The 22,004-nt window shown below is 60.5% G+C and carries 20 protein-coding genes and 1 pseudogene; 9 read left to right on the top strand and 12 right to left on the bottom strand.

The genetic code is table 11. The features are described 5' to 3' along the window. The first annotated feature begins 10 nt into the window (after nucleotides 1–10). From HYI44_RS04770 to HYI44_RS04780, 3 genes are read left to right on the top strand one after another with little or no spacing between them, the layout of a single operon-like run. Nucleotides 11–736 (top strand): DUF484 family protein, encoded by a 726-nt coding sequence (locus HYI44_RS04770; protein ID WP_122841015.1) that lies wholly within the window; start codon nucleotides 11–13, stop codon nucleotides 734–736. Nucleotides 737–738: 2 nt separating this feature from the next. Further along, nucleotides 739–1,638, top strand: a complete 900-nt coding sequence (gene xerC / locus HYI44_RS04775) for a tyrosine recombinase XerC (RefSeq protein WP_045059695.1) — start codon at nucleotides 739–741, stop codon at nucleotides 1,636–1,638. Further along, nucleotides 1,635–2,342 carry an HAD family hydrolase gene (locus tag HYI44_RS04780; RefSeq protein WP_122841014.1) on the top strand — a complete coding sequence of 236 codons (708 nt, stop codon included), beginning with the start codon at nucleotides 1,635–1,637 and terminating at the stop codon, nucleotides 2,340–2,342. The genes xerC and HYI44_RS04780 overlap by 4 nt, the downstream gene beginning before the upstream one ends. 75 nt (nucleotides 2,343–2,417) lie before the next feature. Here the strand turns inward: HYI44_RS04780 and sutA are convergent, their stop codons facing one another. The 4 genes from sutA to glnK all read right to left on the bottom strand — a co-directional run bounded on the left by sutA (nucleotide 2,418) and on the right by glnK (nucleotide 5,197). Further along, nucleotides 2,418–2,741, bottom strand: a complete 324-nt coding sequence (gene sutA / locus HYI44_RS04785) for a transcriptional regulator SutA (RefSeq protein WP_045059697.1) — start codon at nucleotides 2,739–2,741, stop codon at nucleotides 2,418–2,420. 102 nt (nucleotides 2,742–2,843) lie between these two features. Beyond that, nucleotides 2,844–3,269, bottom strand: a complete 426-nt coding sequence (locus HYI44_RS04790) for a secondary thiamine-phosphate synthase enzyme YjbQ (protein WP_225568883.1) — start codon at nucleotides 3,267–3,269, stop codon at nucleotides 2,844–2,846. Nucleotides 3,270–3,483: 214 nt separating this feature from the next. Next, the gene (locus tag HYI44_RS04795; protein WP_122841012.1) at nucleotides 3,484–4,821 is read right to left on the bottom strand and encodes an ammonium transporter; all 1,338 of its coding nucleotides are present in this window, start codon (nucleotides 4,819–4,821) and stop codon (nucleotides 3,484–3,486) included. A 37-nt stretch (nucleotides 4,822–4,858) separates the two neighbouring features. Further along, complete coding sequence (glnK, locus tag HYI44_RS04800) at nucleotides 4,859–5,197, bottom strand: P-II family nitrogen regulator (RefSeq protein ID WP_002555808.1); 339 nt, start codon at nucleotides 5,195–5,197, stop codon at nucleotides 4,859–4,861. A 417-nt stretch (nucleotides 5,198–5,614) separates the two neighbouring features. Here glnK and HYI44_RS04805 point away from each other — a divergent pair, with 417 nt between their 5' ends. Together HYI44_RS04805 and HYI44_RS04810 are read left to right on the top strand one after the other, a co-directional pair. Further along, nucleotides 5,615–5,875 carry an accessory factor UbiK family protein gene (locus HYI44_RS04805; protein WP_122841011.1) on the top strand — a complete coding sequence of 87 codons (261 nt, stop codon included), beginning with the start codon at nucleotides 5,615–5,617 and terminating at the stop codon, nucleotides 5,873–5,875. A 561-nt stretch (nucleotides 5,876–6,436) separates the two neighbouring features. Beyond that, complete coding sequence (locus HYI44_RS04810; protein ID WP_225568884.1) at nucleotides 6,437–6,958, top strand: Bro-N domain-containing protein; 522 nt, start codon at nucleotides 6,437–6,439, stop codon at nucleotides 6,956–6,958. Between the two features lie 4 nt (nucleotides 6,959–6,962). Here HYI44_RS04810 and HYI44_RS04815 read toward each other — a convergent pair whose 3' ends face one another. The 3 genes and pseudogenes from HYI44_RS04815 to HYI44_RS04825 all read right to left on the bottom strand — a co-directional run. Further along, the gene (locus HYI44_RS04815) at nucleotides 6,963–7,226 is read right to left on the bottom strand and encodes a helix-turn-helix transcriptional regulator (protein WP_225568885.1); all 264 of its coding nucleotides are present in this window, start codon (nucleotides 7,224–7,226) and stop codon (nucleotides 6,963–6,965) included. Nucleotides 7,227–7,537: 311 nt separating this feature from the next. After that, nucleotides 7,538–7,843 (bottom strand): HigA family addiction module antitoxin, encoded by a 306-nt coding sequence (locus tag HYI44_RS04820; RefSeq protein ID WP_045059703.1) that lies wholly within the window; start codon nucleotides 7,841–7,843, stop codon nucleotides 7,538–7,540. 8 nt (nucleotides 7,844–7,851) lie between these two features. After that, nucleotides 7,852–8,127: pseudogene (locus HYI44_RS04825) on the bottom strand (type II toxin-antitoxin system RelE/ParE family toxin); the annotation flags it as partial. A gap of 221 nt (nucleotides 8,128–8,348) precedes the next feature. Between HYI44_RS04825 and HYI44_RS04830 the strand changes: the two are divergent. Beyond that, entirely contained in the window at nucleotides 8,349–9,842 is a 1,494-nt protein-coding gene (locus tag HYI44_RS04830; RefSeq protein WP_225568886.1) for a YifB family Mg chelatase-like AAA ATPase, read from the top strand. 124 nt (nucleotides 9,843–9,966) lie between these two features. Here the strand turns inward: HYI44_RS04830 and HYI44_RS04835 are convergent, their stop codons facing one another. Both HYI44_RS04835 and HYI44_RS04840 read right to left on the bottom strand, forming a co-directional pair. Continuing rightward, nucleotides 9,967–11,943: a methyl-accepting chemotaxis protein gene (locus HYI44_RS04835; protein ID WP_225568887.1), complete on the bottom strand. Its 1,977-nt coding sequence runs from the start codon at nucleotides 11,941–11,943 to the stop codon at nucleotides 9,967–9,969. Nucleotides 11,944–12,128: 185 nt separating this feature from the next. Beyond that, nucleotides 12,129–13,049, bottom strand: coding sequence for a LysR substrate-binding domain-containing protein (locus HYI44_RS04840; protein ID WP_225568888.1), 921 nt, complete (start codon nucleotides 13,047–13,049; stop codon nucleotides 12,129–12,131). 159 nt (nucleotides 13,050–13,208) lie between these two features. On the opposite strand from HYI44_RS04840, the gene HYI44_RS04845 reads away from it, so the two are divergent. Continuing rightward, nucleotides 13,209–14,606: a NorM family multidrug efflux MATE transporter gene (locus HYI44_RS04845; protein ID WP_122841003.1), complete on the top strand. Its 1,398-nt coding sequence runs from the start codon at nucleotides 13,209–13,211 to the stop codon at nucleotides 14,604–14,606. A 45-nt stretch (nucleotides 14,607–14,651) separates the two neighbouring features. Here HYI44_RS04845 and HYI44_RS04850 read toward each other — a convergent pair whose 3' ends face one another. Then, nucleotides 14,652–16,322: a putative bifunctional diguanylate cyclase/phosphodiesterase gene (locus tag HYI44_RS04850; protein ID WP_225568889.1), complete on the bottom strand. Its 1,671-nt coding sequence runs from the start codon at nucleotides 16,320–16,322 to the stop codon at nucleotides 14,652–14,654. A 264-nt stretch (nucleotides 16,323–16,586) separates the two neighbouring features. On the opposite strand from HYI44_RS04850, the gene rep reads away from it, so the two are divergent. Then, nucleotides 16,587–18,596 carry a DNA helicase Rep gene (gene rep / locus HYI44_RS04855; protein ID WP_122841001.1) on the top strand — a complete coding sequence of 670 codons (2,010 nt, stop codon included), beginning with the start codon at nucleotides 16,587–16,589 and terminating at the stop codon, nucleotides 18,594–18,596. Between the two features lie 70 nt (nucleotides 18,597–18,666). After that, complete coding sequence (locus HYI44_RS04860) at nucleotides 18,667–19,239, top strand: xanthine phosphoribosyltransferase (RefSeq protein ID WP_016772573.1); 573 nt, start codon at nucleotides 18,667–18,669, stop codon at nucleotides 19,237–19,239. A 129-nt stretch (nucleotides 19,240–19,368) separates the two neighbouring features. Here the strand turns inward: HYI44_RS04860 and HYI44_RS04865 are convergent, their stop codons facing one another. Then, nucleotides 19,369–21,291, bottom strand: a complete 1,923-nt coding sequence (locus tag HYI44_RS04865) for an acetyl-CoA hydrolase/transferase C-terminal domain-containing protein (RefSeq protein ID WP_205891726.1) — start codon at nucleotides 21,289–21,291, stop codon at nucleotides 19,369–19,371. A gap of 212 nt (nucleotides 21,292–21,503) precedes the next feature. Then, nucleotides 21,504–21,917, bottom strand: coding sequence for a c-type cytochrome (locus HYI44_RS04870; protein WP_122840998.1), 414 nt, complete (start codon nucleotides 21,915–21,917; stop codon nucleotides 21,504–21,506). Nucleotides 21,918–22,004 lie beyond the last annotated feature (87 nt).

The following is a 22,004-nucleotide window of genomic DNA, read 5'->3' on the forward strand; positions in this document are numbered from 1 at the left end:
AGTCAATCCGATGACCGACAAGCCCCAGGTACCCGCCCTACAGCCCGACGAATCCCCTTCCGAAAGCCTTGAGGCGGCGGCAATTGCCGCGTACCTGGAGGCTCATCCGGATTTCTTCATCGAGCACGAAGAACTGCTCCCAGCCTTGCGCATTCCGCATCAGCGCGGCGACACCATCTCGCTGGTCGAACGCCAGATGACCATTCTGCGCGACCGCAACATTGAACTGCGACATCGCCTGTCGCACTTGATGGACGTGGCCAGGGACAATGATCGTCTCTTCGACAAGACCCGGCGCCTGATTCTCGCCCTGATGGATGCTGCCAGCCTCGAGGATGTGGTGATCAGCGTCGAGGACAGCCTGCGCCAGGACTTCCAGGTGCCCTTTGTCAGCCTGATCCTGCTCGGTGACAACCCGATGCCGGTCGGCCGCTGGGTGACCCATGCCGACGCCCAGGCCGCCATTGGTGGGTTGCTGTCCGAGGACAAGAGCGTCGCCGGCAGCCTGCGTGAGCACGAGCTGGATTTCCTCTTCGGCGAGGAGCAACGCAAGCAGATCGGTTCGACCGCTGTCGTCGCGATCAGCCATCAAGGCATCCACGGCGTATTGGCCATCGCCAGCCGTGATCCGCAGCACTACAAAAGCTCGGTAGGAACGCTGTTCCTCAGCTACATCGCCGAAGTCATGGGCCGCGTGCTGCCACGGGTCAACAATCCGCTGCGCTCGGTACGCTGATCGTGGAGCGACAACTGGACGCTTACTGCGAACACCTGCGCAGTGAGCGGCAGGTGTCGCCTCACACGCTGCAGGCCTATCGTCGCGACCTCGACAAAGTGCTGGGCTGGTGCGTCAAACAGAACATCGCCAGCTGGGCGGCCCTGGACATCCAGCGCCTGCGAGGCCTGATCGCCCGCCTGCACTCCCAGGGCCAATCATCCCGCAGCCTCGCGCGCCTGCTGTCGGCAGTGCGCGGGCTCTATCACTACCTGAACCGCGAAGGGCTGTGCGATCACGACCCGGCCAATGGCCTGGCACCGCCCAAGGGCGAGCGTCGCCTGCCCAAGACCCTGGACACCGATCGGGCATTGCAACTGCTCGAGGGTGGGGTGGAAGATGATTTTCTGGCACGCCGCGATCAGGCGATCCTGGAGTTGTTCTACTCCTCCGGCCTGCGGCTGTCGGAGCTGACCGGGCTCAACCTCGATCAACTGGACCTGGCCGACGGTATGGTCCAGGTGCTCGGTAAAGGCAGCAAGACCCGACTCTTGCCCGTCGGCGCGAAAGCCCGTGAAGCGCTGGAGTTGTGGCTGCCATTGCGCGCCATGGCCAACCCCGCAGATGACGCGGTGTTTGTCAGCCAACAGGGCCGGCGCCTTGGTCCACGGGCGATTCAGGTTAGGGTGAAAGCCGCCGGTGAACGCGAGTTGGGGCAGAACCTGCACCCCCACATGCTGCGGCACTCCTTCGCCAGCCACCTGCTGGAGTCTTCGCAGGACCTGCGCGCCGTGCAGGAACTACTCGGCCACTCGGACATCAAGACCACCCAGATCTATACCCACCTGGACTTCCAGCACCTGGCGACGGTCTACGACAATGCCCACCCACGGGCTAAACGCATTAAGGGCGATGATTCATGACGATCCAATTGATCACTTTCGACCTCGACGACACCCTGTGGGACACCGCCCCGGTGATTGTCAGCGCCGAAGCCGTGTTGCGCCAATGGCTCACCGAACACGCGCCGAACCTGGGCGCCGTACCGGTCGAGCACTTGTGGGCCATTCGCGAGCGCATCCTGGGCAACGAACCCGGCCTCAAGCACCGCATCAGCGCCCTGCGCCGCCGTGTCCTGTTCCATGCTCTGGAGGACGCTGGCTACACCCACGCAGAAGCCTCTGATCTGGCTGACCAGAGTTTTGAAGTGTTTCTGCATGCGCGCCACCAGCTGGAAATCTTCCCCGAAGTAGCGCCGACCCTGGAGACGCTGGCCAGGCACTACGCCCTCGGGGTCGTGACCAACGGCAATGCCGACGTTCGACGGCTGGGGCTGGCGGATTATTTCAAGTTCGCCTTGTGTGCCGAGGACATCGGCATCGCCAAGCCCGACGCGCGCCTGTTTCATGAGGCGCTTCAACGTGGAGGTGCGACGGCGCAGACCGCCGTGCACATCGGCGATCATCCGGGCGACGACATTGCCGGAGCACAACAGGCAGGACTGCGGGCCATCTGGTTCAACCCGGCGGGCAAGGTGTGGGAAGCCGAAAAGGCCCCGGACGCCGAAATCCGCAGCCTGACCGAGTTGCCGGCGTTGCTGGCGCGGTGGAGTGCGACAAAAATTTGAGGCGCGGCTTTTGATTTTCAGGCATGAAAAAGCCCGCAGCGACGGCGGGCTTTTTCAGCAAGCAAGGGCAAGCGCCTAGATAGGCCGGCTGCCGTACTTGTTGTCAGGCTTCTTGGGAGGATCGGCGACCACATTGGCCTCCACTTCCTGCACCTTGCCGCCTTTGGCCAGGAACTCTTCCATGGCTTTGGCGAGCGCATCGCGCTCTTTGTTTTTCGCTTCGACGCTCGGCAGCTCATCGACCGAAACCGCAGCCTTGGCCTTGCCTTTGGCGGTCGGAACGGGCGTTTCACCGCCGTCGTCTTCAGCGACGTCTTCCGCCGCTGCTTCCAGACCTTCTTCGGTTTCGTCGTCGTCGCCTACTTCGAGGTCGTCGTTTTCCAGATCATCGTCGCTCATGTTCTACCTCATGACTTGCGAAAAGCAGATTAGTTATAGCCCAGCTTTGCCGCCTGTCGACGGCTGCCAGAAAAAATTCAACCGCCATTGATGACCAATGGCTTATGCCCCTTCACCGTGCAAGGTGGCGAGGACTTTACGAGCACCGCCATGATCACGGTGCTCGCCCAGATAAACGCCTTGCCAGGTTCCCAACGCCAGTCGGCCTGCCGAAATCGGCAAACTGAGCTGACAGCCGAGCACGCTGGCCTTGAAATGCGCCGGGAGGTCGTCCAGGCCTTCGTCGTTGTGCTCAAAGCCGTCTGTTCCTTGTGGGATCAGACGATTGAAAAATCGTTCGAAGTCGCGACGTACCGCCGGATCGGCGTTCTCGTTGATGGTCAACGACGCCGAGGTGTGCTGCAGCCACAAGTGCAACAGACCGACCCGGCATGCCCTGAGTTCAGGCAAACCGGCGAGTAACTCGTCCGTTACCAGATGAAAGCCCCGGGGCCTCGCCCGCAAGGTAATCAGAGTCTGTTGCCACATACAGTTCTCCGCACGTTCGGGGCGCATTCTAGCGCGCTCTGGGAAAAAACAAAGGCCCTAATATTCCTTCGTTGTTGTAAGCCATTGGCCGCACAAAATCGCTCGGTACAAAGGTAGCCAAAGCTCGAGGAAAAAACCTTTCAGCTTCCCTTCCAGTGACAAATCCGGGGCAAAAAAATGCCCGGCGAACCGGGCATTATTTTTTGCGCAAAACTTACAAGTTGTAGCCTCGCTCGTTGTGCAGGGCCAGGTCGATACCCACCGCCTCTTCTTCCTCAGTCACTCGCAGACCCATGACGGCGTCCAGGACCTTGAGGATGATGTAGGTGATGATCGCGGTGTAGATCACTGTGAAGCCTACACCTTTGAGCTGGATCCAGACTTGTGCGCCGATATCGGTCACAGTGCCGAAACCACCCAGGGCCGGTGCGGCGAACACACCGGTGAGGATCGCGCCGAGAATACCGCCGATACCGTGCACACCAAAGGCGTCCAGGGAGTCGTCGTAGCCGAGTTTGCGTTTCAGGGTGGTAGCGCAGAAGAAGCACACCACGCCTGCAGCCAGGCCGATCACCAGGGCACCCATCGGGCCCACGGTACCAGCGGCCGGAGTGACAGCCACCAGACCGGCTACGACACCCGAGGCAATACCCAGTGCGCTAGGCTTGCCGTGGGTGACCCACTCGGCAAACATCCAGCCCAGGGCGGCGGCAGCGGTAGCGATCTGGGTAACCAGCATCGCCATGCCCGCAGTACCGTTGGCAGCAGCCGCAGAGCCGGCGTTGAAGCCGAACCAGCCGACCCACAGCATCGCAGCACCCATCAGGGTGTAGCCGAGGTTGTGCGGAGCCATTGGCGTGGTCGGGAAACCTTTGCGCTTGCCCAGTACCAGGCAGCAGATCAGGCCAGCCACACCGGCGTTGATGTGCACCACGGTGCCGCCCGCGAAGTCGAGCACGCCCCAGTCCCACATCAGGCCGCCGTTGCCGGACCAGACCATGTGCGCGATCGGTGCATACACCAGGGTGAACCAGATGCCCATGAAGATCAGCATGGCGGAGAATTTCATCCGCTCGGCAAAAGCACCGACGATCAACGCAGGCGTGATGATGGCGAACGTCATCTGGAAGGTGATGAACACCGCCTCAGGGAACAGCGCCGCAGGACCGGTCAGGCTCGATGGCGTGACACCGGCGAGGAACGCCTTGCCCATGCCGCCGAAGAACGAGTTGAAGTTGACGACGCCCTGCTCCATGCCGGTGGTGTCGAACGCAATGCTGTAGCCATAAATGACCCACAGGATGCTGATCAGACCGGTAATGGCGAAGCATTGCATCATCACGGAAAGAATGTTTTTGGAGCGAACCATGCCGCCGTAGAACAGCGCGAGGCCGGGAATGGTCATGAACAGCACGAGGGCTGTAGAGGTCAGCATCCAGGCGGTGTCGCCGGAATTGAGGACTGGGGCCGCCACTTCGTCTGCCGCCATAGCCAGGCTGGGCATTACGAGGGACAACAGGGCTCCTAGCCCTGCGAATTTACGCAGAGTCATATTGTTTTCTCCTGGGGCGTTGGGTTTGTGGCGGCTTTTAGATTGCGTCGGTATCGGTTTCGCCGGTACGGATGCGAATCGCCTGTTCCAGATTGACCACGAAGATCTTGCCGTCACCGATCTTGCCGGTGTTGGCTGCCTTGGTTATCGCCTCGATAACCCGATCAAGATCCTTGTCGTCAATGGCGACATCGATCTTCACCTTTGGCAGGAAATCGACCACGTATTCCGCGCCGCGATACAGCTCGGTGTGACCCTTCTGCCGACCGAAGCCTTTGACCTCAGTAACGGTAATGCCCTGCACGCCGATCTCGGACAAAGACTCGCGCACGTCGTCCAGTTTGAACGGCTTGATGATGGCAGTGACTAGCTTCATGAAAACTCTCTCCCGAATTGGTGGACTTGCCCCAGGAAAACAAACCCGACTCAAGTCTAAGCGCAGTGCCTGGCTTTGTAACGCATCGTCGGCCCTACCTGCCCGTCCGACGCCAGTTAACCGCTCCTGGCGAAACACTTCCCCGTTTCGCCCGGCGCACTGCATTCGTCACAGCGACTGCATCAGTGCATGGGTTACTAGGCTCTTAGCAGAAAGCTTGCCATCTCTTGAAAAGCGCCTGAATTCAACCCCTTGGCCGGGCGTGCATCCGAATGGGCAAAAAACATGCGACGTATACGCACAACAACGGTGCGATACCGTTCGTCCCCATGCGCGAAAACCGTGCATCCCCGTGCTCGGGATTGACTATAGACACTGCGTGATACACTGCTCGCCATTGTTTCCAGGACCTTTCCCATGCTCGCGCCCAAAGACTTCCTCGACGCCCTCACGGGTACCGCCTCGCGCCTTTTCAGCGGCGACACGCCATTGCCGAAAAGCGAAATCGAAAGCCAGTTCAAGGCATTGTTGCAGAGCGGCTTCAGCAAGCTGGACCTGGTGAGCCGTGAAGAATTCGATAGCCAGATGGTCGTACTGGCACGCACCCGGGCGCGCCTGGAAAGCCTCGAAGCGAAAGTGGCCGAGATGGAAGCGAAGCTCAACCCGCCAACCGAGTAAACACCGCAAATCCCCTGTGGGAGCGGGCATATTCGCGAAAAGGCCCGCCTCCCCTCCCAGCCCGAATCAGCTCCTTGCGTAGGAGCTGCCGAAGGCTGCGATCTTTTGATCCCAGGGTTTGGCGACCTGGAAGCCAAAGGTGCACTACGATCATCGGCCCCAGTCATGGCGGTTGTGCGTGGGAGACCTTCGGGTCTGCCGGGTTCCTTTTGCTCCGGTTCGCCAACCCGCGTACAACTGCCACCCATTCGTTTGGCGATGACGGCTGGCAGCCCATTGAGCAGATTTCAGATTGCGCCATACAACACGATCTCCTAAGCTCGCCTCTGCTGAACATTCAGCACTGGGTTTGGCGACCCGGAACGCATGCCATGCACAACCATCAGATCCGACATCGGGAACGTGTTTCCGTGGCTCGAATTATGGCGGCTGTGCGTGGGAGACCTTCGGGTCTGCCGGGTTCGCATGCACCGGCTCGCCAACCCACGTACGGCTGCCACCCTTATCGTTTGGCGACGGTTAGTGGCAGTTTCCTCCGCAAGCGAATTTGGGTACTGCACCATGGATGAACATTATCTGAGCCCCCACGTCTTCACACGCCACAAACGCCCTCTCCACGCCCTTCTGCTGGAAAACCAGCCTTGGTTCAGCGCCCGGGACCTCGGTCGATTACTACGGCTTTCCCTCGACGAACGTACACTTCGTAAACTCGATCCCGACCAGCACCAGTACGCACAGATACTGTTCAATGGCAGCCTCGAAAACACGCTGCTGATCAGTGAATCCGGCGTCTACGCGCTACTGATCTATCACTACTGCCCCGAGTACAGAAGCCTGCGCGAATGGCTGACCCACGACGTGGTACCCGCCCTTAGGGACGCCCGACAACCCGATAGCCCGGAACGTCCAACCCTGAGCCGGCTGATCTGGCCAGATATGTCCTTGAGTTTGCTGCACTGGAACAACCAGCCGTGGATTCGGCTGCAGGATGTGCCGCATCTGCTGCCTGATGAAGAACCGGTGCAACACGCCGTCAACGTGCCGTGGTGGAAAAAAGCCTCGCGAGCATTGCAGTCGCTATAGGCAGCTAACCACGCTCGATCTCGTCGCTGAGCGCGTCGTAATGCGATTGCAGATTCAGCCAGAAATCGGGCGTGGTATCGAAGTGAACAGCCAGCTTCCTGGCCAGGTCCGGACTGACGCCTGCGCTTTGCGCGACAAGCCTTGTCAGCGCTACCTCATAACCTGAACGCTGGCCTGCAAGATCAGCCCCCGCGACAGCCGATGGTTCAAGAAGCTCTTCCTCTGGAGCTTCTGCGGAACAAATCGAGCGCATTCCATTACTGTCCATCTTCCCTTCTCCGGGTGGCTTGATCTGCAATGATCATAAGCAGCACCCCCCAGCAAACAAGAGCGCCCCGACGGTTCAGGCAATGCCCTTCAAACATTTCAGAACGGTCCTACAAAAACTGCGTGCTGGAGCGGATTTCGTCCCTCGTTTTGCTCCGCTAACTTCACATTCGCTGACCAGCTTCACTGGTCGTCCCCCGGCACGGTGTGGTCAATGCAACGTGGTGCAAGTGTGCTTCGCGGCTAACCCACGCTTTCTGAACAACAAAAAACCCACGCTTATGGCGTGGGTTTCGTTTAACCCCAGAGGAATCAGGCGCAGTGCGGAAGACGCTCAACCTGATCCCGAATCGCCGCCCCCCTTTCAATCTCGGCTCTACGCAAATCGTAAGTCGATTGCAGGTTCAGCCAAAACTCGGGGGTTGTGCCCAAGCAGATAGATAGCCTGAGCGCCATATCAGCGCTGACGCCTCGACGCTGAAGCACAATGTCATTCACCGTCGGAGTCGAAACGCTCAACGCTCGGGCCAAGGCTGCCGCCGTAAGGCTCAGAGGCTCAAGGTATTCCTCTTTGAGGATCTCGCCAGGGTGAACCGGGCGCATACCATTCTTAGTCATTACTCACCTCAGTGATAATCGACGATTTCGACATTCGCTGGTCCGTTAGGACCCCATACAAAGCAAATTCGCCATTGAGCATTGATACGGATGCTGTACTGACCTTTTCGACTCCCATCCAGCGCCTCCAGGCGATTGCCTGGTGGTGATCGAAGGTCCGTCAGAACGGCAGCAGCATCAAGCATCGTCAGTTTTCGCTCCACGACACCCAGAATGGCTGACCACATACGGGTCTTACCGTTGCGAAACAGGTACTCGGTCTCAGAACACTTAAAGCTAACGACATTTAAAGCTTAACGTTATGCATTAATGTTCGGTGTATAACCTGATTTCACTTATGCAAATGCGCCAAGACGGTTCTTGGTACTTCCCACCTCCTTACGCTTCCCCCTACCAGAAAGACGCTCGCAACATCCTGCGAAGCTTTCCCTGTCCCGTAGACACAATCCCCGTCTACCCTTGAAACCACCGCAGGAAGCGGTCTCCGTCAGCTCAAGGAACGACCATGTCCCTCTCCATCGTCCACAGCCGCGCCCAGATCGGCGTGGATGCACCCGCCGTCACCGTGGAAGTCCATCTCGCCAATGGCTTGCCGTCACTGACGATGGTCGGCTTGCCCGAAACTGCAGTGAAGGAAAGCAAAGACCGGGTGCGCAGTGCGATTATCAATTCCGGGCTGCAGTTTCCCGCGCGCCGCATCACGCTCAATCTCGCCCCGGCGGATTTGCCCAAGGATGGTGGTCGGTTTGATTTGGCGATTGCCTTGGGGATTCTGTCGGCCAGCGTTCAGGTGCCAGCGCTGACACTGGATGACGTGGAATGCCTGGGGGAACTGGCGTTGTCGGGAGCGGTGCGGGCGGTGCGCGGCGTATTGCCCGCCGCCCTGGCGGCGCGCAAGGCGGGTCGAACGTTGCTGGTACCGCGGGCGAACGCCGAAGAGGCCTGCCTGGCATCGGGCCTGCAGGTGATTGCCGTGGATCATTTGCTGGAGGCCGTGGCTCATTTCAACGGGCACCAGCCCATCGCTCCATACGTGTCCGACGGCTTGATGCACGCCAGCAAACCCTACCCTGACCTGAGTGAAGTACAGGGCCAGCTCGCGGCCAAACGGGCGCTGCTGATTGCCGCAGCAGGCGCTCACAACCTGCTGCTCAGTGGGCCGCCGGGAACAGGCAAAACACTGCTGGCGAGTCGACTGCCGGGGCTGCTGCCACCCTTGGCCGAAAGCGAGGCGCTGGAAGTCGCGGCCATTCAGTCGGTGGCCAGTTGCGCGCCCCTGAGTCACTGGCCGCAACGTCCTTTTCGCCAACCTCACCACTCAGCGTCGGGCCCGGCGCTGGTGGGTGGCGGGTCAAAGCCTCAGCCCGGGGAAATCACCCTCGCCCACCATGGCGTGCTATTCCTTGATGAACTACCGGAGTTTGATCGCAGGGTTTTGGAAGTGTTGCGTGAGCCTATGGAGTCCGGCCATATCGTGATATCCCGGGCCAGGGATCGCGTGCGCTTTCCGGCGCGTTTTCAACTGGTCGCGGCGATGAATCCCTGTCCCTGTGGATATCTTGGCGAACCAACGGGCAAGTGTTCATGCACCCCGGACATGGTCCAGCGCTACCGCAACAAACTGTCCGGCCCGCTGCTGGACCGCATCGATCTGCACCTGACCGTGGCGCGGGAAGCCACAGCGCTGAACCCTTCAGCGAAACCCGGCGATGACTCCGCCAGCGCGGCAGTGCTGGTAGCCGACGCCAGGGAACGGCAGCACAAGCGCCAGGGCTGCGCCAACGCCTTTCTCGACCTGCCAGGCCTGCGCAAACACTGCAAGTTATCCACAGCCGATGAAACCTGGCTGGAATCCGCCTGCGAAAGATTGACCCTGTCGCTACGCTCGGCCCATCGGCTGCTCAAGGTAGCGCGCACCTTGGCGGACCTTGAGCAGATCGATGCCATCCAACGCGAACACTTGGCTGAAGCACTTCAATACAGGACGTCGACCGCCTAGTCAGTAAGCGTTTTTTTCAGAAAGCATCATTTTCTAAGCGTTTTTTGCTGGGATAAGTCCTTTTGGGATAAAACCTGATCCCGCAACGCGATGCCCGACTCGCGATGGCCATAGCCGGGGCACCTCAGCGAAACCGGTCAACCTCCTGCCGCAACTCCGCCGCCAGGCTCTCCAGCTCCTTGGCCGTCACGGCCAGGTGCGACACCACCTCGCGCTGCTCGCTGTTGGCCAGCGCAATGCTTTGCAGGTTGCTGCTGAGCAACGTCGCGGTGCTGCTTTGTTCCTGGGTGGCCGTGGTGATTGCCGAAAACTGCTGGCCAGCCGAGCGACTCTGCTCATCGATCCGCGCCAGGGCCGAGGCGACATTGGCGTTGCGCGACAAGCCTTCCTGCATCAGCACCTTGCCCTGCTCCATGGTGCTGATGGCGTTGCCGGTTTCCTGCTGGATGCTCTGGATCATCAGCGAGATTTCATCGGTTGCCTGGCGAGTACGGGAAGCCAGATTGCGCACTTCATCGGCCACCACCGCAAAGCCCCGGCCTTGCTCGCCGGCGCGGGCGGCTTCAATGGCCGCGTTGAGTGCCAGCAAATTGGTCTGCTCGGCGATTGAGGTGATCACCCCGACGATGCCGCCAATTTCCTGAGAGCGCTGGCCCAGTGTGTTGATGACCGTCGCCGTGCTGTTCAGCGCGCCCGCAATTTGTTCAAGAGACGAAGACGCTTCGTCCATCGACGTACGACCGATCCGGGTTTGCTGTGCGTTTTCCTGAGCCAGCACCTGCGTGCTGCCCATGTTGTCGGCGATGTTCAGGGAAGTGGCACTGAATTCCTCCACCGCGCCAGCCATGCTGGTGATCTCGCCCGACTGCTGCTCCATGCCTTCGTAAGCACCACCGGACAAACCAGACAAGGCCTGGGCACGGCTGTTGACCTCTTGCGAGGCTTTGCGGATGTGCTCGACCATGGTCGACAGGGCCTGGCTCATCTGGTTGAAGGCACGGGCCAACTGGCCGATTTCATCATGGCTCGAGACATTCAGGCGCACGCTCAGATCCCCCGCGCCCAGCGCCTCGGCCTGACGCACCAGATCACCCAGTGGCGCCAGCTTGCTGCGCAACAACCAGACCGCCGCGCCCACGGCGATCAGCATGGCCAGCAGGCTGCCAATCGCCAATTGAATGCCGACACTCCAGGTCACGGCGCGAATTTCCGCTTGGGGCATGCTCGCCACCACTGACCATGGGCCACCCTCGAACGGTACGGCGACGCTGTAAAAGTCTTCGGATTTGTCGCTCCAGAACTCACCTTTACCAGGCGTTTTTGCCAGCGCGGCAAGGGTCGGCGCCGCCTGCTCCAACGCCTGCACGCCCGCAATCGGCACCAGCCATTTGCCCTGTTCGTCGAGTAACGCCAGGGAGCCGGTCTGGCCGATGCGGAAGCGTTTGAGATTGGCAAATTGCGCGTTCTGCGCGTCGGTGTAATCGAACCCTACAAACAGCACCGCAATCACCCTGCCGCCGCTGTCGCGTACGGGGGTGTACTGAGTCATGTAGGACCGTTCAAACAACAGGGCCCGGCCGACGTAGCTCTGCCCCGCCATCAGGCGCGCATACGCCGGGTGCGCGTGATCGAGCAGCGTGCCAATGGCGCGCGTGCCGTCCTGCTTGCTCAGGGAAGTGCTGACCCGGATGAAGTCGTCGCCGTTACGCACGAACAACGTGGCAACCCCGGCGGTCATCTGCTTGAACTCGTCCACTTCCTGGAAGTTGTTGTTCAGCACTTCGCTGCCCAGGTGCAAGCCTGGGGTCTGCACGCCCGCGACCGTCACCGGCTGCTCCGGGTGCAGACTCAGGCCGGCGCTGAAGCGCTTCTCGAACAAGCCGCTGAGGCGCTGGGTACTCTCACGCAGCGTACCGTGGAAGGTGCTCAATTGATCGGCCAGCAGCCTTGCTTCGCTGGCCAGGTGTTCCTCGCGGGTGGCAAGGTTGGCGGTGTCCAGCGAGCGCAGGGCAAACACAGTGCTGCAGCTGATGACGATCGCCAGTATCACGGCAAGCGCGATACCCAGCTGTGAGGCGATGCGGGCGCGAGGTTGAGACATGACAGCTCCTGGCCAAGCGTCCGAATCCTCCTTGATCGGGCTGCACACTCAGCGACATTTCTAATAATGGGGTTACGTCGAACCTGCACGAAGGTTCCACCTGCATCTCTTCGGCGGTAAACCTGAATACTTGAGCCGAATACCGGGATACTGCCGGAGCCTGTCGCTGCACAGGCTCTATCGATTCAGCTCAGGTGCTCGACGTCCGGCAACTCCATGGCCCTGACCTCGCCCTGCAGGAAGTCACTGAGGCGGCGCATCCGTTCACCGCCCGGCCGGGTTTTCGGCCAGACCAGGTAATATTTCTCACCGCTGGCGACGGCAGTCGGCCACGGCAAACTCAGGCGCCCCTGAGCGACATCCTCGGCCACCATCAACAAGTCGCCCATCGACACGCCGTAGCCACGGGCGGCGGCGATCATGCCCAGCTCCAGCGTATCGAACACCTGCCCGCCCTTGAGCGACACCTGTTCAGCCAGGCCCATGCGTTCCAGCCAGTTGCGCCAGTCGCGGCGGTCCGGTGTGGGGTGCAGCAGTTCGGTATTGGCCAGGCGCGTCACGTCCCAAGGCTGCTCGCTCAGCAGGTTCGGCGCACCGACCGGGATCAGTTCTTCGGGGAACAGATAACTGGCCTCCCAGTCAGGTGGGAAATGGCCGTTGCTCAACAGCACGGCACAGTCGAAGGGCTCGTCGTTGAAGTCCACCGAATCGACGTCCATCCAGGCGCTGGTGAGCTGCACCTCATTGCCCGGTTGCAGGTGACGGAAGCGGCTCAGGCGCGCCAGCAACCAGCGCATGGTCAGGGTCGAAGGCGCCTTCATGCGCAGGATGTCATCTTCGGCGCGCAGGGTGTTGCACGCCCGCTCCAGGGCGGCGAAGCCTTCGCGGATGCCGGGCAGCAACAACCGGGCCGATTCGGTCAGTTGCAGGTTGCGGCCACTGCGGTGAAACAATCGGCAGGCAAAGTGCTCTTCGAGCGTACGAATATGCCGACTGACCGCGCTCTGGGTGATCGACAGCTCTTGCGCGGCACGGGTAAACGAACTGTGGCGAGCGGCCGCTTCGAAAGCACGCAGGGCATACAACGGAGGAAGACGACGAGACATTCAGAAAGCTCCTACAGCGCAATGGCAACAACTTAGCAGAAACTCGTCCATGATGAGTTTTAGTCATGCCATCCATCCTTTTTATCCCTTTGTGGAAATCCTCCAGAGCGCCGAAAATCGACGGTCTACTGTTCCCTCTGAAAATCGAGCGTGATGATCATGAAGCATCCAGCGCGTATTGAACTCTGGGCCATTCTGCGGCTGGCGGGGCCGCTGATTGCCTCGCAGTTGGCGCATATGCTGATGGTCCTCACCGACACCTTGATGATGGCGCGCATTAGCCCCGAGGCGCTTGCCGGCGGCGGCCTGGGTGCGGCCACCTACTCTTTTGTGTCGATTTTCTGCATTGGGGTGATTGCGGCAGTCGGCACCCTGGTAGCTATCCGTCAGGGTGCGGGCGATATCGTTGGCGCCGCCCGGCTGACCCAGGCAGGTTTGTGGCTGGCGTGGCTGATGGCACTGGCCGCCGGCCTGTTGCTGTGGAACCTCAAGCCCGTGCTGCTGCTGTTCGGCCAGACCGAAAGCAACGTCCATATGGCCGGGCAATTCCTGATGATCCTGCCGTTCGCCCTGCCCGGCTACTTGAGCTTCATGGCCCTGCGCGGCTTCACCAGTGCGATCGGCCGGGCGACACCGGTGATGGTGATCAGCCTCGCCGGCACGGTGGCGAACTTCCTGCTCAACTATGCGTTGATCACCGGCATGTTCGGCCTGCCCAAGATGGGGCTGGTGGGGATAGGGCTGGTCACGGCCATCGTCGCCAACCTGATGGCGTTGGCGCTGGCCCTGCATATTCGGCGGCATAGGGCGTATGACGCTTATCCATTGCGTGAAGGCCTGTCGCGGCCCAACCGTCAGTACCTGAAGGAGCTGTGGCGGCTGGGCCTGCCCATCGGCGGCACCTACGCGGTGGAGGTCGGGCTGTTTGCCTTCGCGGCGCTGTGCATGGGCACCATGGGCAGCACGCAACTGGGTGCGCACCAGATTGCCCTGCAGATCGTTTCGGTGGCCTTCATGGTGCCGGCCGGCATGTCCTACGCGATCACCATGCGCATCGGCCAGCACTACGGTGCCGGGCAACTGCTGGATGCACGGCTGGCAGGACGGGTTGGTATTGTGTTCGGAGCGGCGGCGATGCTCGGCTTCGCGATGGTTTTCTGGCTGCTGCCGCATCAATTGATTGGCTTGTTCCTGGACCATAATGATCCAGCGTTCCGCCCGGTCATCGAATTGGCCGTGAGCCTGTTGGCCGTCGCCGCCTGGTTCGAGCTGTTCGACGGCACGCAGACCATCGCCATGGGCTGCATACGCGGGCTCAAAGATGCCAAGACCACCTTCCTGGTTGGATTGGCCTGCTACTGGCTGATCGGCGCGCCGGCAGCCTGGTGGATGGCATTCCATCTCGACTGGGGCCCAACGGGCGTCTGGTGGGGCCTGGCGCTGGGTCTGGCGTGTGCGGCAGTGAGCCTGACGCTGGCGTTTGAGTGGAAGATGAAGCGCATGATTCGGCGTGAGCCTGCGGTGCAGGCCAGTTTCAGGGTGATTCAACCGGATTAAGATCAAAAGATCGTCCAAACGCTCGGGCCGCGTTCGGACGATCTTTTAAATGGCCTCCACAACGGCCTGTTGGCTGGAACCGAAGGTCAGGTATTCAACGAGCTCCACCAACGGCAACGGCTTGCTGATCAGGTACCCCTGCACCTGATCACAGCCAAAACCACGCAACAGATCCAGCTGCTCCGGGGTTTCCACGCCTTCGGCCACCACTTCAAGATTGAGGTTGTGCGCCAGGTTGATCATCGCGTGCACCAGTTTGCGATTCTCCTCGCGCTCTTCCATCCCGCCGACAAAACTCTTGTCGACCTTCAGCAAGGCGATCGGCAGGCTGTTGAGGTGCACGAATGACGAGAAGCCGGTACCGAAGTCATCCAGGGAAAAGCGCACGCCCAGGCGCCCGAGGGCATCCATGGTCTGCTTGACCAGATCGCTGCGGCGCATCACTGCGGTCTCTGTCAGTTCGAATTCCAGCCACTGCGCCTCGACTCCGCGCTCGATGATCAGGCGGCTGAGGGTGGGCAGCAACTGGCTGTCCTGGAACTGCCGAAACGACAGGTTGATCGCCATGTGCAGCGCCGGCAGCCCGCGCTCGCGCAGGGCCTGCATGTCACGCAGTGCACGGGAAATCACCCAGTAACCCAGGGGCACGATCAAGCCGCTCTGCTCGGCCAAGGGCACAAATTCGCTTGGCGGCAGCAAACCGCGCTCGGCATGACGCCAGCGCACCAGCGCTTCGAGGCCGACGATCTGCCCGTCTTCGAGGTTCAGCCGCGGCTGGTAGTGCAGCTCCAGCTCATCCCGGCGCAATGCCCGTCGCAGTTCGCTTTCCAGGTCGGCCATGCTGCGCGCATTGCGATTGATGCGTTCGTTAAAGATATGAAAGGTGCAGCCCTGGGTGCTCTTGGCCTGCTGCATGGCGATGTGCGCGTGCCACATCAGCGGGTCGGCGCCGGCCTGGGCGCGAGCATGGGCGATGCCCAGGCTGGACCCGATCAACAGGCTTTCGCCGTCGACCCAGTAGGGTTCGGCCAGTGCTTCGGTGATACGTTCGGCCATCCACTCGGCGCGCTGGGGTGCCCGGCGGGTGTCTATCAGCAGCGCAAACTCGTCGCTGCCCAACCGCGCCAGCTGATCACCCACCTCCAGCTGGCTTTTGAGCCTGGCAACGACTTGCAGGATCAACCGGTCGCCCGCCTGATGCCCCAACGCGTCGTTGGCGTGACGAAAGTTGTCGAGGTCCAGGTGCCCGAGTGCCAGGCCACGGCCATCGTTTTCCACCAGCCGGGCCGCCAGCAGGGTCTGAAAACCCTGGCGATTGGCGATGCCGGTCAAGGGGTCCTGCTCGGCCAGACGCTGCAGGGTGGTCTCCAGCAGCCCCCGTTCGCGCACATGGCGCAGACAGCGCTGCAACATGCCTGTATCAAGCAGATCGCGCACCAACCAGTCACTCACGCCATCGGGCGGCGACGCCGGCTCGTGTTCGAGCAGCAACACCGTTGGCAAGGTGCAACGACCGGGAAGTGGCTGCAAAGCAGGAATCGTCAACAACACCGCGCTGCGGTTGTCATCGAACAGACTGCTGACAGACTCCCAATTCGGAGCGCTGATGAGCACGGCCGAGCTCCCCATTGGAGCCAGACACTCGCGCAACAACGCTGTCCACGCTGGCTCTTCTGCCAGTAGCAGCAAACGCAAGGGTTCGACAGGCGAAGACAAGCTAGCTCCCTAGACTCTGCAGTGGTGTACGCGCCGGGCATTATGCCGGGCCGCCAACCAATGACCAAATGACATCAGTTATCAGACGTGGCTTTTGTATCAGGAATTACGAACATTAGACGCAAATACCTCACGTATCCTGCGTGAAAGTAACAAAACCGGCAAATACAGTTAGCGTGGTGCGTCACAAGTCGGAGAGAGCAGCACAAATTGCTGAGCCTGTTAAAATGCCGGCCCATTTCGCAAACGACTCCCTGATTCCGTATGTCCCGACTCAATCCCCGGCAGCAAGAAGCCGTGAGCTATGTCGGCGGCCCTCTTTTGGTGCTCGCCGGCGCAGGCTCCGGCAAGACCAGCGTGATCACGCGCAAAATTGCGCACCTGATCCAGAACTGCGGCATCCGCGCCCAGTACATCGTCGCCATGACCTTTACCAACAAGGCTGCGCGCGAGATGAAGGAACGGGTCGGCACCCTGCTCAAGGGCGGCGAAGGCCGCGGCCTGACGGTGTGCACCTTCCACAACCTGGGCCTGAACATCATCCGCAAGGAACATGTTCGCCTGGGCTACAAGCCCGGCTTCTCGATTTTTGACGAAACCGACGTCAAATCCTTGATGACCGACATCATGCAGAAGGAATACGCGGGCGACGACGGCGTCGACGAGATCAAGAACATGATCGGCTCGTGGAAGAACGACCTCATCCTGCCTGCCGAGGCCCTGGAAAACGCGCGCAATCCCAAGGAGCAGACCGCCGCCATCGTCTATACCCACTATCAACGTACGCTCAAGGCGTTCAACGCGGTGGATTTCGACGACCTGATCCTGCTGCCGGTAAAGCTGTTCCAGGAACACGCCGACATCCTCGAAAAGTGGCAGAACAAGGTCCGCTACCTGCTGGTGGACGAGTACCAGGACACCAACGCCAGCCAGTATTTGCTGGTGAAACTGCTGATCGGTACGCGCAACCAGTTCACCGTGGTGGGCGACGACGACCAGTCGATCTACGCCTGGCGTGGCGCGCGGCCGGAAAACCTGATGCTGCTCAAGGACGATTATCCGTCCCTGAAAGTGGTCATGCTCGAGCAGAACTACCGCTCCACCAGCCGCATCCTGCGCTGCGCCAACGTGCTGATCTCCAACAACCCCCACGAGTTCGAAAAGCAGCTGTGGAGCGAGATGGGCCACGGCGACGAGATCCGCGTGATCCGCTGCCGTAACGAAGACGCCGAAGCCGAGCGCGTGGCCGTGGAACTGCTGACCCTGCACCTGCGCACTGACCGGCCCTACAGCGATTTCGCGATCCTGTACCGCGGCAACTACCAGGCCAAGCTGATCGAGCTGAAACTGCAACACCACCAGATTCCGTATCGGTTGTCGGGCGGTAATAGCTTCTTCGGGCGCCAGGAAGTGAAGGACCTGATGGCCTACTTCCGCCTGATCGTGAACCCGGACGACGACAACGCCTTCCTGCGAGTGATCAACGTCCCACGCCGGGAAATCGGCTCGACCACCCTGGAAAAACTCGGTAACTACGCCACTGAACGCAAGATCTCGATGTACGCGGCCACCGACGAAATCGGCTTGGGCGAACACCTGGATACGCGGTTCACCGATCGCCTGTCGCGCTTCAAGCGCTTCATGGACAAGGTCCGCGAGCAGTGTGCCGGCGAAGATCCGATTTCGGCGCTGCGCAGCATGGTGATGGACATTGACTATGAGAACTGGCTGCGCACCAACAGCTCCAGCGACAAGGCGGCCGATTACCGGATGGGCAACGTCTGGTTCCTGATCGAGGCATTGAAAAACACCCTCGAGAAGGACGAAGAAGGCGAGATGACCGTCGAAGACGCCATCGGCAAACTGGTGTTGCGCGACATGCTGGAACGTCAGCAGGAAGAGGAAGACGGCGCCGAAGGTGTGCAGATGATGACCTTGCATGCCTCCAAGGGCCTGGAATTCCCCTACGTGTTCATCATGGGCATGGAAGAGGAAATCCTACCCCACCGCTCCAGCATCGAAGCCGACACCATCGAAGAAGAACGCCGCCTGGCCTACGTGGGCATTACCCGCGCGCGCCAGACCCTGGCCTTCACCTTCGCGGCCAAGCGCAAGCAATATGGCGAGATCATCGACTGTGCGCCGAGCCGCTTCCTCGATGAGCTGCCGCCGGACGACCTGGCGTGGGAAGGCAATGACGACACCCCCGTTGAAGTCAAAGCCGTTCGCGGCAATACCGCATTGGCGGATATACGGGCAATGTTAAAGCGCTAGAATCGAATACTTTTTAACCAAACACTTTTTGACAAGCTAGGCGCATCTCGCGCCAGTAGAGGAAAGCTTCATGGAAGCACTGCACAAGAAAATCCGCGAAGAAGGCATCGTGCTTTCCGATCAGGTCCTGAAGGTTGACGCCTTTTTGAACCACCAGATCGACCCGGCCCTGATGAAGCTGATCGGCGACGAATTTGCCGCGCTGTTCAAGGACTCGGGTATCACCAAGATCGTCACCATTGAAGCCTCGGGCATTGCGCCGGCGATCATGACCGGGCTGAACCTCGGCGTGCCAGTGATCTTCGCTCGCAAGCAACAGTCCCTGACCCTGACCGAAAACCTGCTGTCAGCGACCGTTTACTCGTTCACCAAGAAGACCGAAAGCACCGTGGCGATCTCCCCGCGCCACCTGACCAGCAGCGACCGCGTGCTGATCATTGATGACTTTCTGGCCAACGGCAAGGCGTCCCAGGCGCTGATCTCGATCATCAAGCAAGCCGGTGCGACCGTGGCCGGCCTGGGGATCGTGATCGAGAAGTCGTTCCAGGGCGGGCGGGCCGAGCTGGATTCGCAGGGTTATCGCGTCGAGTCGCTGGCGCGCGTGCAGTCGCTGAAGGATGGCGTGGTAACCTTCATCGAGTAACCTGCGGCATTGTGTTCTCTCTGTGGGAGCCAGCCTGCTGGCGATGGCATCTTGTCAGTCAACATCTTAGTGACTGACAGACAGCCATCCCCAGCAGGCTGGCTCCCACAGTGGGTCTTGTGTTGGGCGTTATTGCGAGGTGGCCTTGAGGCCGGTGAGCAACAACCGCTGGAACAGATCCTCTTTCAATCCGTCCGGGTTAGTCAGCTGCATCCGTTCCAGGTGCACCGGAAACTGCGACGCCTCTGGCGCATCCAGCGCCGCCTTGCCCAGCTCCAGGATTTCCGCCAGCTTGAACTTGCTCTTCAACCAGTTCAAAGCCCGCAACAAATCCCGCTCCACCTCAGTGAAATCGCACCCCAGCGGATATTCCGGGAACAACTGCGGATGCCGCGCCTGAATCGCCTGCAGCCGTTGCGGTGTATTGTCGGCAAATCGCGGATCGATGCGGAAGTCTTTCGGCAACTTGCCCACCTTCTGCGCCTGCTCGATCAGCCCCGGCTGAAAGCGCGAGTCGCTGATATTCAGCAGCGCCTCGATCACCGCCGCATCGGTTTTGCCACGCAGATCGGCAATGCCGTATTCGGTCACCACGATATCGCGCAGGTGCCGCGGAATGGTGCAATGGCCATATTCCCAGACGATGTTTGAACTGACCTCCCCACCCGCCTCGCGCCAGCTGCGCAGGATCAGCACCGAGCGCGCGCCTTGCAGTGCATGACCCTGGGCGACAAAGTTGTACTGGCCGCCCACGCCGCTGAGCACGCGCCCGTCCTCCAGCTGGTCGGCCACGCCGGCACCCAGCAGGGTCATGGTGAAGACCGTGTTGATGAAACGAGCATCCAGGCGTTGCAGACGCTTGAGCTCCTCCTGACCGTATAGCTCATTGATGTAGCTGATGCGGGTCATGTTGAATTCGAGCCGTTTGCTCTGCGGCAACTCGCGCAGGCGCTCGTAGAAGCTGCGCGGCCCGAGGAAAAACCCGCCATGCACCGAGATGCCATCGGTCTGTGCGGCCTCATCCAGTGTGCCGGCATTGGCCTGTTGCTGAGTCGGCACATCCGGGTAGACCTTACGCCGCACGATCCCGGCATCCGCCAGCACCAGCAGGCCGTTGACGAACATTTCGCTGCAACCGTACAAGCCTCTGGCGAACGGTTCGATACCGCCTTCGCGCTCGATCAGTTGCGCCCACTGGCTGAGATTGATGTCTGCTAACAGCGCTTTGTAGCCGTCACTGTCGGCCTGACGCGCGAGCAACGCCGCGGTCAGCGCATCGCCCATCGAGCCGATGCCGATCTGCAACGTACCGCCGTCGCGCACCAGTGCGCTGGCGTGCAGCCCGATGAAATGGTCCTGCAAGCCCACCGGCATGTTGGGTGTGGAGAACAGCGTGGTGTCGTCCTTGGCATCGATCAACAGGTCGAAGACATCGATACCGATTTCAGCGTCGCCTGGCATATAAGGCAAATCGTTATGCACCTGCCCGACCACCAGGATCGTCTCCCCCGCTGCCCGGCGTTTTTCCACCATGGGCAGCAAGTCGAGGGTGATGTCTGGATTGCAGCTCAGGCTCAGGCGATCGGGATGCTCGCTGTGGCTGGCCACAAGCTGGGCGATCAGGTTCAAGCCGGCGGCATTGATGTCCCGCGCGGCGTGGCTGTAGTTGCTGCTGACGTAATCCTGCTGCGCCGATTCGCTGTGGAGCAGGCTGCCTGGCTGCATGAAGAACTGCTGCACATGCACGTTGGCCGGCAGGCTGTCCTTGAGCAAATCCGCGAGGAAATCCAGTTCCGGATAATCGCCGAACACCCGCTCGATGAAAGGCTTGAGGAAGCGCCGCTGCAAGCCATCGCCCAGCACCGGTCGGCCCAGGCACAACGCGGTGTAGACGGTCAGCTGGCGTTCGGGCAGCTGCGCCACACGGTGATACAGCGCATTGACGAAATGGTTGGGTTTGCCCAGGCCCAGGGGAAGGCCCATGTGAATGTGCGCCGGTAACCGTGCCAGGACGTCATCGACCGCTTGCTCGATAGAACACAGCTGAACCATCTGATCTTCCCTTACATTCCGTGAGTCAGGGTTGGACCGAGCTTGCCTGCTCTTTGCTGCATTGAACAGTCTGGAACAGTGGAAAATTGGCGGAGCACGCTTGCGCGGGGCGTCAGGTCACCGGCGTCATCGTTGACGATCATCGCGAGCAAGCTCGCTCCTACAGGCACAAAAAAGCCGCCCGAAAGCGGCTTTTTGCTGAAGATGAACGCTTATTTCAAGCCGGACATTTTCTCGATGGCGCCTTTGAGATCTGCATCGGAGCAGTCGGCACAGGTGCCTTTTGGCGGCATTGCGTTAATCCCGGTGATCGCTTTGGCCAGGATGCCGTCGAGGCCGCCCTGGTGATCCGCACGTTCCTTCCAGGCTGCAGTGTCACCAATTTTTGGTGCGCCCAGCAGGCCGGAGCCGTGGCAAGCGTTGCAATGTTTTGCAATGATCGAGTCAGGGGTCTTGGCATCACCGCCGCCGGCAGAAGCAGCGACTTCCATGCCTTTGCACTCTTGACCTGTTACACAGACCTTGCCTACGGGTTCAAGGCGCTTGGCAATATCGTCATTCGTCGCAGCTTGAGCGCTGACAGCCCATAGGGCCAGTACGGTTGCTGGTACAGCCAGCATTTTCATAATTAGGTTCACGCGTTCACCCTCAATGGTGGCTAGTCACGCCCACGGCCACGGTTCGCAGGCGGGCGCAAGTATAACGGTAAGCCC

Source organism: Pseudomonas sp. Y24-6 (assembly GCF_020295325.1).
GTDB lineage: Bacteria > Pseudomonadota > Gammaproteobacteria > Pseudomonadales > Pseudomonadaceae > Aquipseudomonas > Aquipseudomonas gregormendelii.

Bases quoted from the DNA above. Each gene is read 5' to 3' on its own strand.
- HYI44_RS04770 (WP_122841015.1), top strand. From the start codon at position 11: ATGACCGACAAGCCCCAGGTACCCGCCCTACAGCCCGACGAATCCCCT.
- HYI44_RS04780 (WP_122841014.1), top strand. From the start codon at position 1,635: ATGACGATCCAATTGATCACTTTCGACCTCGACGACACCCTGTGGGAC.
- sutA (WP_045059697.1), bottom strand. From the start codon at position 2,741: ATGAGCGACGATGATCTGGAAAACGACGACCTCGAAGTAGGCGACGAC.
- HYI44_RS04790 (WP_225568883.1), bottom strand. From the start codon at position 3,269: ATGTGGCAACAGACTCTGATTACCTTGCGGGCGAGGCCCCGGGGCTTT.
- HYI44_RS04795 (WP_122841012.1), bottom strand. From the start codon at position 4,821: ATGACTCTGCGTAAATTCGCAGGGCTAGGAGCCCTGTTGTCCCTCGTA.
- glnK (WP_002555808.1), bottom strand. From the start codon at position 5,197: ATGAAGCTAGTCACTGCCATCATCAAGCCGTTCAAACTGGACGACGTG.
- HYI44_RS04805 (WP_122841011.1), top strand. From the start codon at position 5,615: ATGCTCGCGCCCAAAGACTTCCTCGACGCCCTCACGGGTACCGCCTCG.
- HYI44_RS04810 (WP_225568884.1), top strand. From the start codon at position 6,437: ATGGATGAACATTATCTGAGCCCCCACGTCTTCACACGCCACAAACGC.
- HYI44_RS04815 (WP_225568885.1), bottom strand. From the start codon at position 7,226: ATGGACAGTAATGGAATGCGCTCGATTTGTTCCGCAGAAGCTCCAGAG.
- HYI44_RS04820 (WP_045059703.1), bottom strand. From the start codon at position 7,843: ATGACTAAGAATGGTATGCGCCCGGTTCACCCTGGCGAGATCCTCAAA.
- HYI44_RS04830 (WP_225568886.1), top strand. From the start codon at position 8,349: ATGTCCCTCTCCATCGTCCACAGCCGCGCCCAGATCGGCGTGGATGCA.
- HYI44_RS04835 (WP_225568887.1), bottom strand. From the start codon at position 11,943: ATGTCTCAACCTCGCGCCCGCATCGCCTCACAGCTGGGTATCGCGCTT.
- HYI44_RS04840 (WP_225568888.1), bottom strand. From the start codon at position 13,049: ATGTCTCGTCGTCTTCCTCCGTTGTATGCCCTGCGTGCTTTCGAAGCG.
- HYI44_RS04845 (WP_122841003.1), top strand. From the start codon at position 13,209: ATGAAGCATCCAGCGCGTATTGAACTCTGGGCCATTCTGCGGCTGGCG.
- rep (WP_122841001.1), top strand. From the start codon at position 16,587: ATGTCCCGACTCAATCCCCGGCAGCAAGAAGCCGTGAGCTATGTCGGC.
- HYI44_RS04860 (WP_016772573.1), top strand. From the start codon at position 18,667: ATGGAAGCACTGCACAAGAAAATCCGCGAAGAAGGCATCGTGCTTTCC.
- HYI44_RS04865 (WP_205891726.1), bottom strand. From the start codon at position 21,291: ATGGTTCAGCTGTGTTCTATCGAGCAAGCGGTCGATGACGTCCTGGCA.
- HYI44_RS04870 (WP_122840998.1), bottom strand. From the start codon at position 21,917: ATGAAAATGCTGGCTGTACCAGCAACCGTACTGGCCCTATGGGCTGTC.